This window comes from Stenotrophomonas sp. TWI377 (genome assembly GCF_039674525.1).
In the GTDB taxonomy this organism is placed as follows: Bacteria; Pseudomonadota; Gammaproteobacteria; order Xanthomonadales; family Xanthomonadaceae; genus Stenotrophomonas.
The window spans coordinates 13,860-35,178 of record NZ_JBDJNT010000009.1 but is presented as its reverse complement, the minus strand read 5'-3'; the positions used below and the strand labels follow the sequence as shown (position 1 = coordinate 35,178).

The window sequence follows — 21,319 nt, the reverse complement described above, 5'->3', positions numbered from 1 at the left end:
TCGGCGATCATGGACGCTCAACCGGTCAGCCAGGAAAAGACGATGCGTAGAGCGACCATCAAGGATGTCGCCGAACGGGCCAAGGTATCGCTGAAGACGGTCTCGCGGGTCATCAACAACGAGCCCTCGGTGATGCAGGCCACCCGTGCACGGGTGCTGCGTGCGATCGCCGAGCTGGACTACGAGCCCGATCCGGCCGCGCGCAACCTGCGCACCGGCACCACGCTGGTGGTCGGGCTGGTCTACGACAACCCCAACCCGTACCACATCATCGGCGTGCAGAACGGCGTGCTCGCTGCCTGTCGCGAAACCGGCTTCGGGCTGCAGATCCACCCCTGCGATTCCAGCTCGCCGATGCTTGCCGAAGAACTGGCCGACTGGGTGCAGCGTTCGCGCCTGGCCGGGCTGGTGCTGACCGCGCCGATGTCCGAGCGCAAGGATCTGGTGGCCGCGCTCACTGCCCGCGGCATCAAGCTGGTGCGCATCATCGCCGCCACCGCCGATCCCGAAGACGGCGCGTGCGTGTTCGTCGATGACCGCGAAGCGGCCTATGAAATCACCGAGCACCTGATCCAGCTGGGCCACCAGCGGATCGGCTTCCTGTGGGGCGGCACCTCGCACCGCTCCAGCGGCGAACGCTATGCCGGCTACGAAGCGGCGCTGCGCGATTACGGCATGAGCATCGACAAGCACCTGGTGGTGCAGGGCGATTACACCTTCGATGATGGTTTCCGCGGCGCACGACGGTTGCTGGCGCTGCGCGAACCGCCTACCGCGATCTTCGGCTCCAACGATGAAATCGCCGCCGGCGTGCTGGCGGCAGCCAAGTCCACCGGCATGAACGTGCCCTACGACCTGTCCATTGCCGGTTTCGAGGACAGCCCGTTCTCGCGCCAGTCCTGGCCGCCGTTGACCACCGCCAAGCAGGCCACCGAAGACATCGCCCGGCATGCCGCGCGCCTGCTGATCGCGCAGCTGCGCAGCGATGCTTACGACGACGCACCACTGCAGCTGCAGAACCAGGGCTTCGTGCCGCAGCTGGTGGTGCGTGGCTCCACCGCGCCGATGCGCCCGCAGGGTGCACGGCTTCCTTCTCCTGAAACGACCTGAGTCCCCATGTCCCTGCCTGCTCCCCACGACACCCTGATGTACCGCGAAGCCGCCGAGGCTGCCGATGTGATCGCCGCGCAGTTCGCGCGCAACCAGGTGGCCGTGGAGACGCTGGCCGCCAGCCTGCGCGCGGCGCCGCCGCCGTTCGTGGTGACCTGCGCGCGGGGCAGCTCGGACCATGCCGCCACTTACGCCAAGTACCTGCTGGAAACGCGCCTCGGGCTGGTGACTGCCTCGGCGTCGCCGTCGGTGGGCTCGGTGTACGAAGCGCCGCTGAAACTGCGGGGCGCGCTGTACATCGTCATTTCGCAGTCGGGCAAGAGCCCGGACCTGCTGCGCAACGCCGAGGCCGCGCGTGCGGCCGGTGCGCGCGTGGTGGCGCTGGTGAACGTGGAGGATTCGCCGCTGGCGCAGCTGGCCGAAACGGTGATCCCGCTGGGGGCCGGTGCCGAACGCAGCGTGGCGGCGACCAAGAGCTACCTGGCCTCGTTGTCGGCGATCCTGCAGCTGGTGGCCTACTGGAGCCAGGACGCGGCACTGATCGCCGCACTGCGGGCGCTGCCCGATGCGCTGCGCCAGGCCTGGAACAGCGACTGGTCGGCGCTGACCGACGGCCTGGTGCCGGCGCACAACCTGTTCGTGCTTGGCCGCGGCCTGGGCCTGGGCGCGGCCCAGGAAGCTGCGCTGAAGTTCAAGGAAACCTGCGGCCTGCATGCCGAGGCCTATAGCTCGGCCGAAGTGAAGCATGGCCCGATGGCGCTGGTGGGCCCGGGCTTCCCGGTGCTGGCGTTTGCCCAGCCCGATGAAACCGGCGCGGGCACCCGCGCGGTGCTGCAGGAGTTTGGCGCGCGCGACGCACAGGTGTGGCTGGCCGATGTCGATGGCGACCTGGCGCTGCCGGTCGCACCGCACCCGGCCTGCGCACCGCTGCTCACCGTGCAGGCCTTCTATCGCGCGATCAATGCACTGGCGCTGCGCCGCGGGCACAACCCGGACCTGCCGCCGCATCTGAACAAGGTGACGGAAACCGTCTGATGAAAACCGTCCTGCGCAATGCCCGGATCCTGGCCGGCGATGAGTTCCGCGACGACCTGGCAGTGGTGATCGAAGACGGCCGCATCACCGCGCTGGTCTCCGACGCGGCCCCGCAACTGGGCAGCGCCGACGAACAGGTGGACCTGGGCGGTGGCTGGCTGCTGCCGGGCTTCATCGACGCGCAGGTCAACGGTGGCGGCGGCGTGCTGTTCAACAACACGCCCGACGTGGAGAGCCTGCGCACGCTGGCTGCCGCGCACCGCCGCTTCGGCACCACCGGGCTGCTGCCCACGCTGATCAGCGACGATGTGCAGGTGATGCGCCGCGCGATCGACGCCACCCGCGCGGCCATCGCGCAGGGCGTGCCCGGCGTGCTCGGCATCCACCTGGAAGGCCCGTACATCGCGCCGGCGCGCAAGGGCACCCATGACGCCAACAAATTCCGCGTGCCCGACGCTGACGAGATCGCGATGGCGGCCTCGCTCGACAACGGCGTGACCCTGTTGACCCTGGCCCCCGAACGGGTGCCGCTGGAGAGCATCCGCGCGCTGGTCGAGCGCGGCGTGATCGTGGCCGCCGGGCATACCGCCGCCAGTTACGAAGAAGCGCGCGCCGGGCTGGACGCCGGCATCCGCGGTTTTACCCATCTCTACAACGCGATGTCGCCGTTGACCGGGCGCGAGCCGGGTGCGGTGGGCGCGGCGCTGGAAGACCGCGACAGCTGGATCGGCATCATCGCCGACGGCGTGCACGTGCACCCGGCCAGCCTGCGCGTGGCGCTGGCGGCCAAGCCGCGCGGCAAGGTGATGCTGGTCACCGACGCGATGCCGCCAGTGGGCGCCGACAGCCCCAGCTATGAGCTGTATGGCGAAGTGATCACGGCCGTGGACGGCGTGGTGCGCAATGCCGCCGGTTCGCTGGCGGGCTCGGCGCTGGACATGGCCACGGCGGTACGCAACGCGGTGCACCTGCTCGGCCTGCCGCTGGACGAGGCTGCACGCATGGCCTCGCGTTACCCGGCGCAGTTCCTCAACCTGGACGACCGCCTGGGTGAGATCGCCGAGGGCTACCAGGCCGACCTGGTGCTGCTCGACGACGCACTGCAGGTGCGCGCCACCTGGATCGCTGGCGAGCGCGAGGACGCATGACCGCCTCCCCATCGCCGCGCATGGGCTCGATCGATGCCCTGCGCGGGCTGACCGTGGCGGCGATGCTGCTGGTCAACAACCCCGGCGACTGGGGCCATGTGTATGCACCGCTGCTGCATGCGGACTGGCACGGCTTCACGCCCACCGACCTGATCTTCCCGCTGTTCCTGTTCATTGCCGGTGTGTCGATGGCCTTCAGCCTGTCGCCGCGCGCGGGCGAGCCGGCACTGCGCCCGGCCCTGCGCAGTGGCCTGCTGCAGCGTGCGCTGCGCATCGCGGTGGCCGGCGCGGTGCTGCACCTGCTGGCGTGGTGGCTGATGGACCTGCCGGCCTACCGGCTGTGGGGCGTGCTGCAGCGGATCGCGCTGTGCGTGGCGGTGGTCGGGCTGCTGGCGATCCAGACGCGTGCGCGCACGCAATGGGCGGTGCTGGTCGGGCTGCTGCTGGTGTACACGGCGATCCTGCTGGGGGCCGATTCGCTGGCACCGTGGGTCAACCCGGCCAGCCGCCTGGATACCGCGTTGTTCGCGCCGCTGCTCTACAAGTACGACCCGCTGACCGGGCTCGGCCACGACCCCGAAGGGCTGCTGAGCAGCCTGGGCGCGCTCGCCAGCACGCTGCTGGGCCTGCGTGCGGGCGCGTGGCTGCGGGCGGGGCAGGTGGGTGGGCTGGCGGCGCTGGCCACGGCATGCCTGTTCCTGGGCGGTGTAGCGACGCTGTGGCTACCCCTCAACAAGCAGCTGTGGACCCCCAGTTTCGTGCTGTGGACGGGCGGGCTGTCGGTGGCGGCCTTGCTGCTGGCTCACCTGCTGGTGGATCGCTGGGGTGCGCCGGCGCTGGGCCGACGCTTCGGCGTCAACGCCATTGCCGCCTACCTCGGCTCGTCAGCGATGGCGCTGCTGCTGATGGCCAGCGGCGCGTGGGGATGGCTGTACCAGACGCTGTTGGCGCTGCTGCCGACGGCCCCCGCACTGGCCTCGCTGCTGTGTGCGCTGAGCTTCGTGGCGGTGTGGTGGGGCGTGGTGTGGGCGCTGGACGCGCGGCGCATCTACCTCAAAATCTAGGATGGGCATCACGTGCGTTTACCCCCCCATCACGGCGCGGCAGTAAAAGTACTGACGCCGGTCTGCGTAGAAGCACTGGGCCGTTGCCGTACCCCCCTCTTGTAGAACAGGAAAGGCGTATGCGCTCCAAGCCCGCTTCGCCGGCACGCACCGTGCTGGCCGACCGCATTTCATATTGGTTGCGTCGAAGCTGCGGGGGCGCGCTCGGCACGGTCCTGCTGGCCGGTACCGCGCCCGCCTGGGCCGGCTGCGACAACCCCGCGCCCGGGCAGGACCAGACGGTGACCTGCTCGACCGCAGCGCCCAATCCGGATCCGGTGGCGATCGTCACCGCCGGTGGCGCGTCCAACACCACCATCAACGTGCTGGCCAACGCGCAGCTCGGTATCGCCAGCGGCAATGCGATCACCGTGCAGGCCGGTACCGGGCATGTCATCAACAACAGTGGCAGCATCATCGCCAACGCCGGCCGCGCGCTGCAGCTCAACGGGGCCACCTACCTGACCAACCGCGGCACCCTTGCCGGCAGTACCGGCGGCGTCGTGTCCGGTGCCGGCAACGACCGCATCGACATGCTCGGCGGCAGCATCCAGGGCGGCGTGCTGCAGGGCGCGGGCAACGACACCCTGGTGATCCGCGACGGCGTGATCGACAGCGTCGACCAGGGCGATGGGCAGGACAGCCTGGAGATCAGCGGCGGCAGCGTCACCGGCACCGTGCAGCAGGGCTCGGGCATCGACACCTTCCTGATGACCGGTGGCAGCATCGGCGCCCTGCTGCAGGGCGATGCGCTGGACCGCTTCCGCATGACCGGCGGGCGCATCGTCGGTGCATTCGACGATGGCGACTACGCCGAGATGACCGGCGGCCGCATCGGCCGGGTCAACATGAAGCTGGACGACAACACCTTCCTGATGTCCGGCGGCACCATCGACGGCAACCTGGTCACCGGTTTCGGCCGCGACACCATCGTGCTGTCCGACGGCTACATCGGCGGCAACATCAGCGTCAGCGGTGGCGACGATGCGGTCACCATCATCGGCGGCACCGTGCGCGGCGAGATCCGCCTGAGCTTCGGCAACGACAGCCTGACCTGGAACGGCGGCGGCGTGGTGCACGGGGCGATCGACTTCGGCGAAGGCGACGATGTCGCGCAGCTGAGCAACCTCAACAACGCCCACCTGGGCGCGCTGCCGTCTTTCGATGGCGGGCTGGGCAACGATGTGCTCGGCCTGGACAACGTCAAGACCAATGGCGTGGCGCGCTTCACCAACTGGGAACAGGTGGCGCTGCGCGACGATACCCAGCTGACGTTCGATGGCACGTGGGTGCTGGGCGACAGCGGCAGCGGCACGGGCAGCCTGGACATCGATGCCACCAGCGCGGTGTTCGGCGGCGGCAGCAACGGCGTCCTCGCCCCGTTCGTGGCCGGGCGGCTGGCCACGCTCACCAATGCCGGCCGCATCGATCTCAGCAATGGGGGCGGCGTCGGCGATACCTTCACCGTGGTGGGCAACTATGTCGGCAACGGTGGCGCGTTGTACCTCAACACGGTGCTGGGCGACGACAGCTCGCTGTCGGACAAACTGGTGATCTCCACCGGCAGCGCCACTGGCACCACCGGCGTGGGCATCCTCAACGCCGGCGGCACCGGCGCGTCCACGGTGGCTGACGGCATCCTGGTGGTGCAGGCGATCAACGGTGCGACCACCGCGCCCACCGCGTTCGCGTTGTACAACCCGGTCGCTGTTGGTGCCTACGAGTATTTCCTGTTCAAGGGCGGCGTCAGCGGCGGCACCAGCGAAAACTGGTATCTGCGCTCGACCCTGGTGGCCAGCGTGACCCCGGCGCCCGCACCGCCGCCGGGTGGAGTCACCACGCCGCCGCCCCCGCCGCCGGAGGGCGCCGGGACCCCGCCGGCGGAGCTGCCACCCGCGCCGCCCCCGCCGCCGGACGTCAATCCGCCGGATGATCCGAACCCGGCCGCGCCCGAGCCGGCCCCACCGCCGGAGCCGGCCGATCCGGCCGACGTGGCGCCGCCCACCATCGATACCCCGCCGCCGGTGCCCACCGACATGGCGGCGGTGCCCGGGCCGCTGGCGGTGCCGCCCACGCCCGGTGCGCGCCCGGCGCAGGGCGACATCATTCCGCTGTACCGCTTCGAGACCGGCCTGTATTCCGTGGTGCCGCCGCTGCTGCGCGAAACCAGCCTGGCCAGCCTGGGCACCTTCCACGAACGCCAGGGCGAGCAGCGGCTGTTGGCCGGGCAGGGCGGCGTGCGCGCGGCATGGGCGCGGATGGTCGGGCAGAGCCACGAACAGCACTGGGAAGGCGACGCGCAACCGGGCTTCGACGGCGACATCCAGGGCATCCAGGCCGGCCTGGACCTGTACGCCAACGCGGGCGATAGCCATCGCGACCAGTTCGGCGTGTTTGTCGGGCGCACCCGTGCGCAGGGCAACGTGACCGGTTTTGCGATCGGCTGGGAAAACGTTGCAGTGGGCCGCACGCGGCTGGATGACAAACACGTGGGCGTGTACTGGACCCGCGCCGGCAGCGCCGGTGGCTACCTGGACGCGGTGGTGATGCAGAGCCGCTACGACGGCGACGCAACCTCCTCGCGCGGGCTGGGCATCGACGTGCGTGGCGATGGCACTACCGCCTCGCTGGAAGTGGGCAAGCCGCTGCTGCGCTTCGGGCAGAGTGCGTGGTGGCTGGAGCCCCAGCTGCAGGTGATCTGGCAGCGCACGTCGGTGGACGATGCCGGCGACGCGGTGTCCGCGCTGCGCTTTGACAACGACAACGCCTGGACCGGTCGCGTGGGCCTGCGCCTGGCTGCCGACTACGACATCGCCGGCAACGGCTGGCAGCCGTACATCAAGCTCAATTACTGGCAGACCCTGGACGGCGAAGACCGCATCGATTTCGATACCAACCGCATCCTCAACCAGCAGGATTCACGCGCGCTGGAAGTGGGCGTGGGCGTCGTTGCGCGCTTCAACAGCGCCGTCAGTGCGTTTGCGGTAGCCGATTACACGCGCGACCTGGAAAGCAGTGCGCAGAAGGAGCGCAAGGTGATCGAAGGCAATGTCGGGCTGCGGCTGGACTGGTAGGGCGACGGCAGGCAAAAATCCGCAGCGGTACGCCGGACGGAATCGGCGATGCCGCTGCGTTGCAGTGTCACGCGTCGCTGGTCATGTGAACGGTGCACTGTGCCAATGACCGCGTGCAGCGTTAAGCTGCGGCCTCTTCACTACAGGGATGTAGCACGATGATCGCAGGACGTGGTTGGCTGTTGATGGTGGCGCTTGCAACGGCAAGTGGCGCTGCACACGCGCAGGACGTACCCAGTGCCGAGGCACAGGCGCGGATCCTGGATCTGCTGCAGCAGCAGTCGCTGTATCGCGACCGCGTGGACTGGTCCAAGGCCCGCGCGGAGTTGGCGGCCGCGCGTGACCCGGCGCAGACGCGGCGATTGCTGGACGATGTGATCCAGCGCAGCAGTGGCGGGCACGGGCGTTGGATATCGGCCAACCAGCAGCGCACGCAGTCGCAGCGCGCGCAGGCCACTCAAACCGCGATGGGTGCTGCGACCCCGCAGACAGATGACGCCCGCAGCGGACCGACAGCGCGTCTGGGGTGGATCAAGGTGGGCGCCTACATGGACGACAGAACGCAGTCGCAGGATATGCAGAAGCAGGCGCGCAAGCAGGCGGCCGTCGCGCTGCAGGCGCGCATCCAGGCGCAGGATGATGGTAATCGCTGTGGCTGGGTGGTCGACCTGCGCGGCAACAGTGGCGGCAACATGTGGCCGATGCTGTTGGGCATGGGCCCGTTGCTGGGCGATGCCAACGGCGCTGATCCGGTGGGCATGTTCCTGCTGGCCGACAAACGCCAGCCGTGGGCGTACCGCGAGGGTGCGGTCTGGCTGGACGGCAAGGCGGTGGTCGGATCGCGCAACACGCAGTACACACTGCGCCACCCGGGCGCCCCGGTGGCCGTCCTGTTCGGGCCGCGCACTGCAAGTTCCGGCGAGGCATCGGTACTGGCCTTCCGCGGCCGGGCAGCGTCGCGCAGCTTCGGCCAGCCCAGTGCGGGCTATTCCACCGCCAATACCCCGCAGCGTCTGCCCGATGGCAGTCTGCTGTTGTTGACCGGCAGTGTGATCGCCGACCGCAACGGCGTCGGCGATGGCAACCGCCTGCAGCCCGACGTGATTGTGGCCGAGGGGCAGGATGCAACGACGGCCGCGCAGGCGTGGCTGTTGGCGCAACCGGCCTGCAAGCTGCCCTGAAAGGTCGTCGCCCCGGTCTGGCGTGTTGCTATTGGTGGCATTACCCGCGGGGGGGAAGTACGCTTTCCCGATGCGAACCAAGCCCAATGCACAGCCCAACCAGAGCCTGATCGACGGCATCGCCACCCTGCAGGCGCTGGCCTCGTCCCCCGAGCCGGTCGGCTGCCGTGAACTGGCCCGGCAGCTTGACGCCAACCCCACCCGGGTCAACCGGCTGCTCAAGACCTTGGCCTACCTTGGTATTGCGCGGCAGACCGCCGACCGCAAGTACACCGCCGGCCCGGGCATGCACGTGCTGGCCGCGCAGAGCCTGTTTGCCTCCGGGTTGATCCGGCGCGCGCTGCCGGTGCTGGAACACCTGCGCCGGTTCGGCCACACGGTGGCGCTGGGGGTGCTCTGGAACGACAGCGTGAGCTACCTGTTCCATGCCCCGCCGGGCATCGAGGCGGCACGCGGACTGGGCCGCATCGGGCTGCTGCCCGCCACCACCAGCGGCATCGGCATCGCGCTGCTGGCCCAGCTGGGCGACGAGGACGTGCGCGAGCTGTATGCCGACCGGCCGATTCCCATGTTCCCCGAGGGCATCGAGCAACTGCTGGCCACCCTGGCCATTACCCGTGCGCAGGGCCACGCGCGCGTGCATGTGGCCGACGAACGTGACCACCACATCGTGGCCATCGCGATGGGCGATCCGGTGCATGCCGGCATTGCCATGTCCGGCTGGATCCCGGAAGCGGCCACCGAGGAACTGGTGGCGGCGCTGCGCGCGGCGGCGGCGGAAATCGGCTGAGCGATTGCCGCAGTGCGGTTTGACATGTTGCTACAATAGCAATACGTTGCAGCCTTCCGATGGGGAGGCATCAGCGATGTCCAAGCGTGCAGGCGGGTGAGCGGGACCGGGAAAACCAAATGGGTGCTGCTGGCGCTGCTGTTCTTCTCGACCGTCATCAACTACCTGGACCGGCAGGCGCTGTCGATCCTGGCGACGACCATCCAGGCCGACCTGAAGATGACCGACCTGGAATATGCGCGCGTAGTGCAGGTGTTCCTGTTCGCCTACGCGGCCGCTTATGTCATGGCGGGGCGGGTCACCGATTGGCTTGGCGCGCGCGTGGCACTGCTGCTGTTCGTGGGCTGGTGGTCGCTGGCCAACATCGCCACCGGGTTCGTGCGCAGTGCGGTGGAGCTGGGCGCGGCCCGCTTCGCGCTGGGCCTGGGCGAGCCGGGCAACTACACGGTGGGCACCAAAGTGGTGTCCGAACAATTTCCCGCGCCGCAACGCGGGCTGGCACTGGGGCTGTACACGGCCGGCGCGATGATCGGCGCCACGCTGGCGCCGCCGCTGATTGGTGGCATCGCGCTGACCTACGGCTGGCGCAGTGCGTTCTGGATCACCGGCGTGGCCGGACTGCTGTGGATGCTGGCGTGGTGGTGGGCCTATCCGCGCAAGGCGCAGGTGCCGGCTGCAACGCCGCAGGCCGAGGCCGCCGCTGCAGCCGAGGCCAGCGCGACCCCGGGACTGGAAACGCCGGTGCCGGTTGCGCCGCCCACCTCGATGAAAGGCGTGTGGGGGCGGCTGGCGCGCGACCGTACCGTTTGGGCACTGGTGGCGTCGCGCGCGGTTGCCGATCCGGTCTGGTACTTCTACCTGTTCTGGTTCCCCAAATACCTGGGCGATGCACGCGGCATGAGCCTGGCGATGATCGCGTCGGTGGCGTGGATCGTGTACGTGGCCGCTGATATCGGCAGCGTGGGCGGCGGGCTGATTTCCGGCCGGCTGGTGAAGCGCGGCATGCACCCGGTGCGTGCGCGCCTGACCACCATGATGGGCGCGGCGTGCCTGGCACCGGTCGGGCTGTTCGTGGCGATGCATCCCCCGATTCCGCTGCTGCTGGCGCTGGCCTGCGTGGTGACCTTCGCCCACCTTACCTACCAGATCAACCTGACCACGATGACCGTGGACCTGTTCCCGTCGCGCTACATCGCCTCGGTCGCCGGTCTGGTCGGCTGCGGCAGCGCGCTGGGCGGCATGGTGTCGGCGCAGGTGGTGGGGCACCTGGTGGCCGACGGCAACTTCGATCGCGCCTTCGTGCTGATGGCCTTCCTGCATCCTATCGCGGTGCTGTTGGCGTGGACCGCGTTGAAGCAGGCGCGCCGCTCGAAGATGACCTTGATCGGCCCGCAGGCTGCGGCGGTTGCGGCCGGCTGAGAAACGCCGCGCGTCCCGCCAATGAAGCGCGCGCGGATCATGGCCGCGTCGCCACGCGACCACCAAACGAAACGCCACCGCACGTAGCGCCGGGCTCTGCCCGGCTGCCTTCATCAGCCCATGCCAGAAAAAGGTTCTTCGCCCTTACGCTCGCGACCGGCCGGATCGGAGACGCCAGCCGATCCAAACGGCGCTTGCACATCCGGCCATCCGCGTAGCGTCGTGCGCACTCTGCGACGGCCGTTGGAACAAGACGCTCCCCTCAAAGGGGCGAAGAACCAAAAAGGAGCGCCTGCGAACAGCAGCCGGGCAGAGCCCGGCACTACGCTACCGCTTCGGTGTGGTGCCAGAAACGGGCGTTCGGCACCGCGCCCAGGCCGGGGCCGCTGGGCAGACGATAGCCGTCGTGCGCGTAGGCCATGTCGGTGTCCAGCATCTCCACCGAACGCGAGAAGATCGAGTGCTGCCACTCGTGCCGCCACAGCCCGTCGATCACCGCCGATGCATGCAGGCTGGCGGCCATGAAGATGCCGCCGCCAATGGTCGCGTGCGGTGCAACCTGCACGCCACGGCGCGCTGCCAGCCTGGCGATGCGCAGGAACTGGGTAATGCCGGTGTGGCCCATCTCCGGTTGCACGTACGCCAGCGTGCCGCCGTCCAGCCGCAGGCGTGCCACGTAGTCGGTGGGCCACTCTTCGCCTGCCGCCACCGGGATCGGACTGTCGGCCCCGAGGGCGATCAGACCCGCCACGTCCTCCGGCTTCAACGGCGCTTCGATGAAGGTCAGTCGACTGGGCAGAAGCTCGTGCGCCAGTGCGAGGGCCTGGGCATGGTCGAACTTCCAGTGCAGGTCGACCATCAGCTGCACCTGCTCGCCCAGCGCGGCACGCAGCGCGGCCATTTCCTCGGCGATGCCGTCGTGGCTGACCACGGCATGCACCTTGAACGCATCATGCCCCTGTGCGGCAAACGTGCGGGCCATGGCCACCTTCTCGTCCACGGTGGCCGCCGGCAGTCCGGACACATAGCCGGCAATGCTGTCGCGTTGGCGCGTGCCGAGCAGCGACCACAGCGGTTGCCCCGCCGCACGTGCGCGCAGGTCCCAGAGGGCGATGTCCAGCGCAGCCAGCGCGTCGGTATGGAAACCGCTGCCGCAGCCGCGCACGCGCATCAACCCGTACAGGTCATCCCAGATCGTTTCCACGTCCTGCGGATCGCGACCCACCAGTTCCGGGGCCAGCAGGTCATTGATGATCTCGCAGGTGGCACGCGGTGCGCAGATGCCATAGGTTTCGCCCCAGCCCACCGCGCCATCGGCGGTGGTGACCCGTACCAGCACCGAGCGGTCCACGGTGGGGTACAGCGTGCCGTTGCCGCGGCGTACCAGATAGCCCCGCGCGTTGACCCGTTCGCCCGCGCCGAGCGGACCCAGGTACGGCGTGGTGCGTGGCACGGTGAGGATGAAGGTCTCGACCTTGCTGACAACGCTCATGCGGAATGTCTCGTGGCCTGGCCGGGAACGGTATCCATCGGCAGCAGGTCGCCGATGCGGTCCAGCAGGATAGTCAGTTCCTGCTGGTCATGCCGGTCCAGCGACGGGCCCGGCGCGCGCACGTGGTCGCTGCCGATCAGGCCACGCCGCAGCAGGATCGCCTTGGTCAGGCGCCAGCGGAACACCGCCTGCATGCTCAGCAGGGGCAGGGTGCGTTCGAACAGGTCGCGCGCGCGGTCGCGGTCGCCGTCGGCCCAGGCGGCCAACATCGCCACATGCACTTCAGTGATCTCACAGGCCGGCATCGTGCCCACCGCACCGCGTGCCAGTTCGTCCAGCACGTAGCGCGCTCCGGCACCGCCGAACACCGCCTGCACGCTGTCGCCGGCACGTTCGGACAATGCGGTGATGCGATGGCCCGACGGCATGGTTTCCTCCTTGACGTAGGCGATGGCCGGCACCTGCGCGGTCAGTGCCACCACCTCGTCCACGCCCAGCCCCACCCCCATCGGGGCGGGCGCGTTCTGCAACATCACCGCCACGCCCGACTCGCTGCCCAGCCGGGCAAAGAACGCCGCCATCGCCGCGGCATCGCCGGCCAGCGCATGCGGGGTCAACACCATCGCCGCCTCGGCCCCTGCCTCGCCACCGGCACGCGCCAGCCGCACCGCATCCTCCAGCGTCTTCGCGCTGGCGCCGACGATGAAGGGCACCCGGCCGCGGTTCCAGCGCCCGATGCACGCGGTCAGGTGCAACCGCTCCTCCAACGACAGCATGTCGTACTCGCTGGCCAGGCCCGGGAACACCACGCCGGCCGCACCCGCGGCCAGGATGTACTCGAATACCGCCTCGGTGCCGCGTTCATCGAGGGCGCCGTGCGCGTCGAAGATCGTGGGGAGGATGGGGAAGACACCTTGCAGAACGGCCATTGCGCCGGGTCCTTGTTGAACTGTGTGTGCCGTGGATAGCAACACTATGGAAGGGAGGTTCCCGTACATGCCGCAAAGGAACCATCATTTTTCGCTGCATTGCAGCGTGCGCGGCCAAAACATATTGCTATATTAGCTACACGCTGCCAAGCCGCAGCGCAGCAGCAATGACGGAAAAGCGCTGGATCCAGCCGGCAGTCCGGTCTGGGTCCCTACCTTGGGAGAGGGTCCGATCCATGCATCGTTTTCGACGTTCCACCTTGTTCATCGCCCTGGGCACCTGCCTGCTGGCGCCCGTGCTGGCAACGGCGCAGGACGCCCCGGCCCCCTCAACCACCGAACAGCAGGCGCAGACCCTGGACGCGGTCAGCGTCGTGGGCATCCGTGGCAGCCTGGAAGCCTCGCGGGATCTCAAACGTGACTCCGCGCAGATCGTCGACGCGATCGTGGCCGACGACATCGGCAAACTGCCCGACACCAACGTGGCCGAGTCACTCGGGCGCGTGGCCGGCGTGCAGCTCGAGCGCGGCATGGGCGAGGGCAGCGACATCCTGGTGCGCGGGCTAAAAGAAAACGTGCTGCTCTACAACGGCCGCCAGATCGTCGACGCCACCGGGCGCGGCGGCAACGGCCTGGACCAGTTGGCCACCTCCACCTACGGCCTGCTCTCGCTGGTGCCTTCCGAGCTGATCTCGCGTCTGGAGGTGACCAAGCTGGCTGGCGCCGACCAGCTCTCCGGTGGGCTGGGCGGCATCGTGGACATCCACACCCGCCAGCCGTTGTCCGGCGACAGCGACCAGAACGTAGTGAGCCTGGCCGGCACCTACGATGAAATGTCCGATGCCTGGGGGCACAACGCGTTCGGGCTGATCTCACGGCGCAGCGACGACCGTCGCTTCGGTGCGCTGCTGTCGGCCACCTACGGTCGCCGCAACGTGGTGCAGCAGGGCCTGGACACCTTCTCCGGGTATGCCCGCTATACCGACCCCGCCGACCCTACCCGCACCCGCTTCGGCAGCACCGACATGCGTGCGCAGAACATCGACGATGACCGCACCAAGGTCGGCGTCAGCGCGGTGCTGCAATGGCGGCCGACCGACGGGGTGGAGCTCACCTGGGATACGTTCTATTCGCGCCAGAAGGCCGAGCGTGACCGCTACTGGATCGCCTTCAATCCCTCGGCGGGGTTGAGCAATGCGGTCTACTCCGACCACGACATCCTGCTGGCGGGGCGCTCCACCGGCACGGTGCTGCTCAATGCCGAATCGGCTGATATCGATTCGGACACGCTGTCCACCGCGCTGCGTGCGGGCTTCCGGGTCGGCGATCGCCTGGATGGTTCGGCCGAGTTGGACTGGGGCCGCTCCACCGCCAACTACAACCAGCGCTATATGCGCCTGGCGCCAATGGCCGGGCGCAGTTCGGTCACCGACTTCGACCTGCGCAGCGGCAGCTTCGGCAGCTTCAACGTCAGCGGCATCGACCTGACCGATCCATCGCAGTGGCGCATGACCATCATGTTCGACAACGACTGGCGCGCACAGACCGATTCGCGCGCGCTGCGCACCGACTGGAGCCTGGCCTTCGGCGATGGCCCGTTGCGCTCGCTGGACTTCGGTGCACGCTTCAGCCGCCTGGAAAGCCTGCAGGATCCGCGCCGCGCGGATATCCGGCCGGTTGGCGGGGTGCCGGTCACGCAGATGGCGCCGTACATCCGCGTGTACAGCAACAACGACTTCCTGCCGGGCGAGTTCAGTGGTCTGCCGCGTGCCTACCTCGGGCCGTTCCGCAGCACCTTCGGGGGCTGTGAAAGCTTCACCACGCTGCCGCAGATCTCACAGAACGCGCAGTGCCTGGACCCGCGCAACAACGCGCTGGCCTACGCGGCCACCTTCAGCGTCGACGAGGATTTCCTGGAGGCCTACACCAAGCTCAACTGGGACACCGACGTGGCCGGCATGCCGCTGGGCGGCAACCTGGGCGTGCGCTTCGTCGGCCGCGACCTGACCTCGCGCGGCAACCTGATCAGCGGCAGCGGCGCATTGAGCCCCTCGCTGTTCGAGCGCGACGATCGCGAGGTGCTGCCCTCGGCGGTGGCCAAGCTGCAGATCACTGACAGCCTGATACTGCGCGGCGGCGCGGCCAAGGTGGTGGCCTTCCCCAACACCGAAGACCTCAACAACGGCGTCACCCTCAACAACAACGCGGTGTTCGACAGCAACGGTGTGCAGACCTCGCCGGGCACCGGCAGCGGCGGCGCCCCGGACCTGGATCCGTTCAAGGCCACCCAGTACGACCTGTCGCTGGAGTGGTACTACGGCGGCCAGGGGCTGCTGTCGGCCGGACTGTTCTACAAGGATGTCTCCACCTTCATTGTCCAGCGCCAGAGCGCGGAGACCTACAACAACGTCAACTACCTGGTGCTGCGCAAGATCAACGGCGACAAGGCCAAGGTAAAAGGCGTGGAGCTGTTGGCGCAGGTGCCCTTCAGCGGCATGTTCGACGGCTTCGGGGTGGTCGCCACTTACACGTGGATCGATTCGGAAACCCCGATCACCGACATCAACGGCAGCGCGTTGACCTTCCCGGGCCTGTCCAAGAACAACGCCAACCTGATCGGCTACTACGAGAACGGTCCGTTCGGCATCCGCGTGGCCTACAACTGGCGTGACGAATACCTGGTCGGCCTGTCGGCCGCGTCCACCGGCATCTACAACGACACCTACAAGGATCTGTCGGCATCGATGAGCTACGATTTCAGCGACCGCCTGTCCCTGAAGGTGGAAGGCAACAACCTGTTGGACAGCGAGCAGCGCACCTTCGATGGCTATGCCGAAGGGCTGCGCACCAACGTGGTATTCGGCCGGTCCTACAAGGCCAGCCTGACCTACCGGTTCTGAGCATGGATCTTCTGGAAGGAAAGGGCAGGGCATGAGCGATACGGCAATGCACGGGCGCGTGGCGCTGGTGACCGGCGCGGCCAGTGGCATCGGCGCGGCGGTGGTGGCGCGGTTGCGTGCAGACGGCGCCACGGTGGCCACGCTGGACCAGGTGGCCAGCGACGGCGGGCAGGCCAGCGCGATCGCCGACCTGCGGTCGGCCGAGGCGGTCACCGCCGCGATCGGGCAGCTGCGTGCTGCGGTGGGTCCGTTTGATGCCCTGGTGCATTGCGCCGGCATCTGCCCGGCCGGTGGCACCCTGGCACACGACGATGCGGTGTGGCTGGATGTGTACTCGGTCAACGTGCTGGGCGCGCTGCGGGTGATCCGGCAGGTGGTGCCGGACATGCGCGGTCGCGATGGCAGCATCGTGCTGGTGTCGTCGATCAACGCCCGCTTCGCCACGCCCGGATTGGCGGCCTACGCGGCCTCCAAGGCCGCACTGGAGGAACTGGCGCGCACCGCCGCGCTGGAGTTTGCGGCCGATGGCATCCGGGTCAATACCATCGCCCCGGCGTCGGTGGATACGCCGATGTTGCAGGCCTCGTTCGCACGCGCCGCCGACCCGGCTGGCGCCCGCCACGCCAACGTGCAGCGACATCCGCTGGGGCGCCTGGGCACGCCGGCCGATGCGGCCGAGCTGGCGCTGTTCCTTGCGTCACCGCGCAGCAGCTGGATCACCGGCGCGGTGTTTCCCCTGGACGGTGGCGCAGGAGTGACCCGGCAATGAGTGAGGCAGCCACGCCGTACATCATCGGCATCAACTGGGGCAGCACCAATTTCCGCGCGTTCCGCATCGGCCACGACGGCCAGGTGACCGGCGCGATCGAACAGCCGCGCGGCATTACGGGGCTGGAGCGGGCACAGATGCAGGCGCTGCTGGAGGATGTGGTGGCGCAGTGGCCGCAGGCCACGCGCATCTACGCCAGCGGCATGGTGGGCTCCAACATCGGCTGGAGCGATGCGGGCTATGTGGAATGTCCGGCCACGCTGGACGCGTTGGCCGGCCAACTGCACCCGGTCCAGATAGGGGCGCATGCCGTGGCGATCGTGCCCGGCCTGGCCTGTCGGCGGCCGGACGGCGCGCCGGACATCATGCGCGGCGAGGAAACCGAATTGCTCGGCCTGGTCGCCGCCGGTGCGGTGCCCGACACCGGCGTGGTCGCGCTGCCGGGCACGCACAGCAAATGGGTGCAGCTGGAGGGCGGCACGGTGGTGGCCTTCATGACCGCGATGTCCGGTGAAATATTCGATCGCCTCACCGCCGCCGGCCTGCTTGCCTCGGTGGTCGATGGGCCGGCGCACGACGGGGCGGCCTTCATCGATGGCCTGCATGCCGCGCACGACGGCGGCATGGGCTTGGGTACGTTGCTGTTTGGTGCGCGGGCGAAGGTGATCCGCGGCGACCTGCCGCGGCGTGATGGCGCGGCCTATCTGCGCGGGCTGCTGATCGGCGCCGAGCTGTCCGATGTGCGCCGGCAGTGGCCAAAGGCCCTGCACGCCGTGCCGCTGGTGGGGGCCGCCCCGGTTTGCGCGTTGTATGCACGCGCATTGGTCGAACTGGGCGGCGGCAGCCGCTCCATTGCCTCGCAGGACGCCTCCACCCGCGGCTTCCTTGCATTGCATCAGGCAGCCGGAGCGTTGGCATGAACGACGAACACGCAGAAACATTCGACGCCGCGCTGGCGCGTACCGGCATCATCGCGATCCTGCGCGGCCTGCCCGGTGACGAGGCGATCGCGGTGGTCGAGGCGCTGTACGCCGCCGGCGTGCGGCTGGCCGAAGTGCCGTTGAACTCACCGGACCCGCTGCGCACCATCCGCACCCTGGCGGCACATTTCCAGGGGCGCATGCTGATCGGTGCGGGCACGGTGGTCAGCACCGCAGCGGTCGAGCAGTTGGCCGCCACCGGCTGCGCCTTCTGCGTGGCCCCCAACACCGATGCAGCGGTGATCGCCTCGTCGATCGCGCACGGCATGGTACCGGTGCCGGGGTTTGCCACGGCCTCCGAAGCCTTCGCCGCAATCGCCGCCGGTGCGCGCCATCTGAAGGCGTTCCCGGCCAACGGTGCGCAGCCGCGCCTGCAGGCGTTGTCGGCGGTGTTGCCGGGCGGGGTTACCTTGATCGCCGTCGGCGGCGTCGCTCCCGCGCAGGTTGCTGAGTTCCGCGAGGCCGGGGTAAGCGCCTTCGGCGTGGGCACCGACCTGTACCGGCCCGGCCGCAGTGCCGAGGCGGTGGGGGAGCGTGCCTCCCGCTGGATGCACGCCGTGCAGGCGGCGGCACCGGCGCGCGCTACCCTGGTGTGCGACGCGCGCACCACCGTGGGCGAATCGCCCGTGTTCGGTGCCGACGGTGTCCTGCGATGGGTCGATCCGACTGCGCCCTGCCTGTTGCGTTGGGACGGGACGCAGTGCGAACGGGTGCCGCTGTCCGAGCCGGTCTGGTCGCTGGCCATGGCCGACGGCACGCTGGTGGGCAACGGCGAGACGCACTTTGTCGCGTTTGCACCCGACGGGCCGCTGCAGGCGGGCCCGGAAGTGGACGTGGGCGCAGGGTGCCGGCTCAATGATCTGGTCACCGACAGCCGCGGCGGGTTGTGGGGCGGGTCGATGCATCGAGGCCTGCTCACTGGACGCGGCGCACTGTTCCATGCGCCGGCCGTGGATGCGCCGGCGCGGCGCGTGGCCGACGGCCTGGGCGTGGCCAACGGCATGGCGTTCTCGGCTGACGAAACCACCCTGTTCGTGATCGACACCTTGGCCCGCACCCTGCTCGCCTACCCGGCCGATGTGGTGGCAGGCACGTTGGGCGAGCCGAAGGTGGTCACCGATTTCCTGGGCGTGCCGGGCAAGCCCGACGGCATGGCGATGGCGCGCGATGGCCACCTGTGGGTGGCGATGTGGGGCGGCCATTCGGTGGTGGAGTTGGCCGCCAACGGCGCCGTCCTGCGCACGCTCGCGGTACCGGCGCCGCACGTGGGCAGCCTGTGCTTCGCGCCCGACGGACGGCTGTTCATCACCACCGCGCGTGCACGACTGGGCGAGCAGGCGTTGGCGCAGTGGCCCGGTTCCGGCGGATTGTTCGCGGTCCAGCCGTGAGCCTGCAGCGGCCTGCCGGGCCGGTCGGCGTGCTGCTGATTGCGTTTTTTGCGGTGGCGGCGACCCACGCAGCGCCAGCCCTGCTGGACGCGCCGTTCACCGACCACATGGTGGTGCAGCGCGACCGCCCGATTGCCGTATGGGGCGCGGCGGCACCGGGCGCACGGGTGGACCTGCAGCTGGCCGGGCATGCGCAACGCGTGCGCGCCGATCGCAGCGGCCGCTGGCAGGCGACCCTGCCCGCGTTGCCGGCCGGCGGCCCGCATGTGTTGAACGTGGCCTCGCAGGGGCGGCAGCAGCGCGTGGATGACGTGCTCATCGGTGACGTGTGGCTGTGCAGTGGCCAATCCAACATGGCCCTGCCGGTGGAGCGCACGCTGGATGCCCGCGCCGAACTGGCGGCGGCCACCCACGATCGCATCCGCCTGCTGCAGATTCCGGCCCAGGACAGCGCGGTGCCGACGCAGCGCTTCGCCGATGCACCGCAGTGGCAGGCCGCCACGCCCGACACCGTGCGGGGGTTTTCGGCCACGTGTTACTACTTTGCGCGCGCGCTTCAACGCGACGTGGATGTGCCGATGGGGCTGGTCAATGCGTCGTGGAACGGGTCGCGCATCGAGGCCTGGACACGCGCCGATGCGCTGCGCCGGGTCGATGGGCAGGCGCCGGCCCTGGCCGTGCTGGACCAGTACGCGCAGGACCCGGCGGCGGCACTGGTGGCCTGGGGTGCGCAGTGGGAACAGGCCTGGCAGCGCGATAGTGCCGATATGCGCCAGCCATGGCGCGTTGACGATACCGGTCCCTGGCAGAGGGCATCCCCCACGACGGCGTGGGTTGCGCCGGCACTGGCCGACCACCTTGGCATGGGCTGGTACCGCACCACGCTGCAGCTCGACGCCGCGCAGGCCGGGCAGCCCAGCGTGCTGGAGTTGGGGCGGATCGACGAACTGGACACCACCTGGATCAACGGTCGCATCGTGGGCAGCAGCTTCGGTGCCGGGCTGGCGCGACGCTATGTGCTGCCGGCCGGCACGCTGCACGCCGGTGCGAACACGCTGGTGGTCAACGTGCTCAACACGTATCGCGAAGGAGGCCTGCCGGCGGAGCCGCGCGCACTGCGGTTGGCTGACAGGTCACGCCTGCCGCTTGCCGGCCCGTGGGACTACCAGACAGTACCGGCAGCCCAGCGCATGCCACCGACCGCGCCGTGGCTGTCGTCGTGGGGCATGGGCACCCTCCACAACGGCATGGTGTCGCCGCTGGCCGGGTATGGCCTGCGGGGCGCGCTGTGGTACCAGGGGGAATCCAATACGTTCGAGGCTGGGGCCTATGCCGCGAAATTGGCCGCCTATCGTGCCAGCCTGCGCGCCAGCTTCGGCAGCGCGCTGCCGCTGCTGGTAGTGCAGCTGTCCGGCTTCGGCCCGGCGCCGCTGCAACCAGAGGCCAGCGACTGGGCGCAACTGCGGGAGGCGCAGCGCAGGGTCGTGGCGACCGATCCGCACGCGGCGCTGGTGGTGGCGCTGGATATCGGCGAGCACGACGACCTGCACCCGGCCAACAAGCAGGCAGTGGGGCAACGCCTGGCGCGTGCCGCGCTTCATCTGGCCTACGCCGATCCTGCGCCAGCGTCCGGGCCGGTGCCGGTGCAGGCACGCCGCGATGGCAACGGCGTGCGTGTTGCCTTTGCCGACATCGAGAGCGGACTGGTCGCTCACGGAGGACTGTCGCCGGTCGGTTTTGAACTCTGCGGGGATACCCAGGCCAGCTGCCGCTACGCGCAGGCGCATATAGACGGCAACGACGTGGTGCTTGAGGCCGACGGCGCAGGGCAGGCTACCCGGGTCCGGTATGGATGGGCGGGCAGCCCGGTCATTACGCTCTATGACCGCAACGGCTTGCCCGCCGGGCCGTTCGAGGTGCCCATCCGGTAGCGCCCGCGTTGCATATGGCCTTGAGAAGATAACCCTCTTTGATGTGCTCGAACGGTTTCTGCAACCGCCG

At 69.1% G+C, this 21,319-nt stretch carries 15 protein-coding genes; 13 read left to right on the top strand and 2 right to left on the bottom strand.

What is annotated here, in order from left to right:
- The first annotated feature begins 42 nt into the window (after positions 1-42).
- The 8 genes from ABE546_RS09475 to ABE546_RS09440 all read left to right on the top strand — a co-directional run bounded on the left by ABE546_RS09475 (position 43) and on the right by ABE546_RS09440 (position 10,860).
- Complete coding sequence (locus tag ABE546_RS09475) at positions 43-1,110, top strand: LacI family DNA-binding transcriptional regulator (RefSeq protein WP_313211617.1); 1,068 nt, start codon at positions 43-45, stop codon at positions 1,108-1,110.
- 6 nt (positions 1,111-1,116) lie between these two features.
- Positions 1,117-2,145 (top strand): SIS domain-containing protein, encoded by a 1,029-nt coding sequence (locus tag ABE546_RS09470; protein ID WP_313246741.1) that lies wholly within the window; start codon positions 1,117-1,119, stop codon positions 2,143-2,145.
- Positions 2,145-3,293 (top strand): N-acetylglucosamine-6-phosphate deacetylase, encoded by a 1,149-nt coding sequence (nagA, locus tag ABE546_RS09465; RefSeq protein ID WP_313219582.1) that lies wholly within the window; start codon positions 2,145-2,147, stop codon positions 3,291-3,293. Before ABE546_RS09470 ends, nagA begins: the two co-directional genes overlap by 1 nt.
- A complete protein-coding gene (locus ABE546_RS09460) occupies positions 3,290-4,357 on the top strand; it encodes a heparan-alpha-glucosaminide N-acetyltransferase domain-containing protein (protein ID WP_346463469.1) in 1,068 nt (355 codons plus the stop codon). The genes nagA and ABE546_RS09460 overlap by 4 nt, the downstream gene beginning before the upstream one ends.
- Positions 4,358-4,476: 119 nt before the next feature.
- Complete coding sequence (locus ABE546_RS09455) at positions 4,477-7,470, top strand: autotransporter domain-containing protein (RefSeq protein ID WP_346463467.1); 2,994 nt, start codon at positions 4,477-4,479, stop codon at positions 7,468-7,470.
- 158 nt (positions 7,471-7,628) lie between these two features.
- Positions 7,629-8,651, top strand: coding sequence for a S41 family peptidase (locus tag ABE546_RS09450; protein WP_346463465.1), 1,023 nt, complete (start codon positions 7,629-7,631; stop codon positions 8,649-8,651).
- Positions 8,652-8,721: 70 nt separating this feature from the next.
- Positions 8,722-9,441 (top strand): helix-turn-helix domain-containing protein, encoded by a 720-nt coding sequence (locus tag ABE546_RS09445; RefSeq protein ID WP_137190365.1) that lies wholly within the window; start codon positions 8,722-8,724, stop codon positions 9,439-9,441.
- Between the two features lie 123 nt (positions 9,442-9,564).
- Positions 9,565-10,860, top strand: a complete 1,296-nt coding sequence (locus ABE546_RS09440; RefSeq protein WP_313211622.1) for an MFS transporter — start codon at positions 9,565-9,567, stop codon at positions 10,858-10,860.
- A gap of 322 nt (positions 10,861-11,182) precedes the next feature.
- On the opposite strand, the gene ABE546_RS09435 is transcribed toward ABE546_RS09440, so the two are convergent.
- Positions 11,183-12,352, bottom strand: a complete 1,170-nt coding sequence (locus ABE546_RS09435) for a mandelate racemase/muconate lactonizing enzyme family protein (RefSeq protein ID WP_313219586.1) — start codon at positions 12,350-12,352, stop codon at positions 11,183-11,185.
- Positions 12,349-13,281: a dihydrodipicolinate synthase family protein gene (locus ABE546_RS09430; protein WP_102789407.1), complete on the bottom strand. Its 933-nt coding sequence runs from the start codon at positions 13,279-13,281 to the stop codon at positions 12,349-12,351. The genes ABE546_RS09435 and ABE546_RS09430 overlap by 4 nt, the downstream gene beginning before the upstream one ends.
- Positions 13,282-13,517: 236 nt before the next feature.
- Here ABE546_RS09430 and ABE546_RS09425 point away from each other — a divergent pair, with 236 nt between their 5' ends.
- Genes ABE546_RS09425 through ABE546_RS09405 form a run of 5 tightly spaced genes read left to right on the top strand, consistent with a single transcriptional unit; the run spans position 13,518 to position 21,249 of the window.
- Positions 13,518-16,181 carry a TonB-dependent receptor gene (locus tag ABE546_RS09425; protein WP_313211624.1) on the top strand — a complete coding sequence of 888 codons (2,664 nt, stop codon included), beginning with the start codon at positions 13,518-13,520 and terminating at the stop codon, positions 16,179-16,181.
- Between the two features lie 31 nt (positions 16,182-16,212).
- On the top strand, positions 16,213-16,950 hold the full coding sequence (locus tag ABE546_RS09420) for an SDR family oxidoreductase (protein WP_206663131.1): 738 nt from the start codon (positions 16,213-16,215) through the stop codon (positions 16,948-16,950).
- Positions 16,947-17,870, top strand: coding sequence for a 2-dehydro-3-deoxygalactonokinase (locus ABE546_RS09415; protein ID WP_313211625.1), 924 nt, complete (start codon positions 16,947-16,949; stop codon positions 17,868-17,870). Before ABE546_RS09420 ends, ABE546_RS09415 begins: the two co-directional genes overlap by 4 nt.
- A complete protein-coding gene (locus ABE546_RS09410; RefSeq protein WP_346463464.1) occupies positions 17,867-19,318 on the top strand; it encodes a 2-dehydro-3-deoxy-6-phosphogalactonate aldolase in 1,452 nt (483 codons plus the stop codon). Before ABE546_RS09415 ends, ABE546_RS09410 begins: the two co-directional genes overlap by 4 nt.
- Positions 19,315-21,249, top strand: coding sequence for a sialate O-acetylesterase (locus ABE546_RS09405; protein WP_313211627.1), 1,935 nt, complete (start codon positions 19,315-19,317; stop codon positions 21,247-21,249). The genes ABE546_RS09410 and ABE546_RS09405 overlap by 4 nt, the downstream gene beginning before the upstream one ends.
- Positions 21,250-21,319 lie beyond the last annotated feature (70 nt).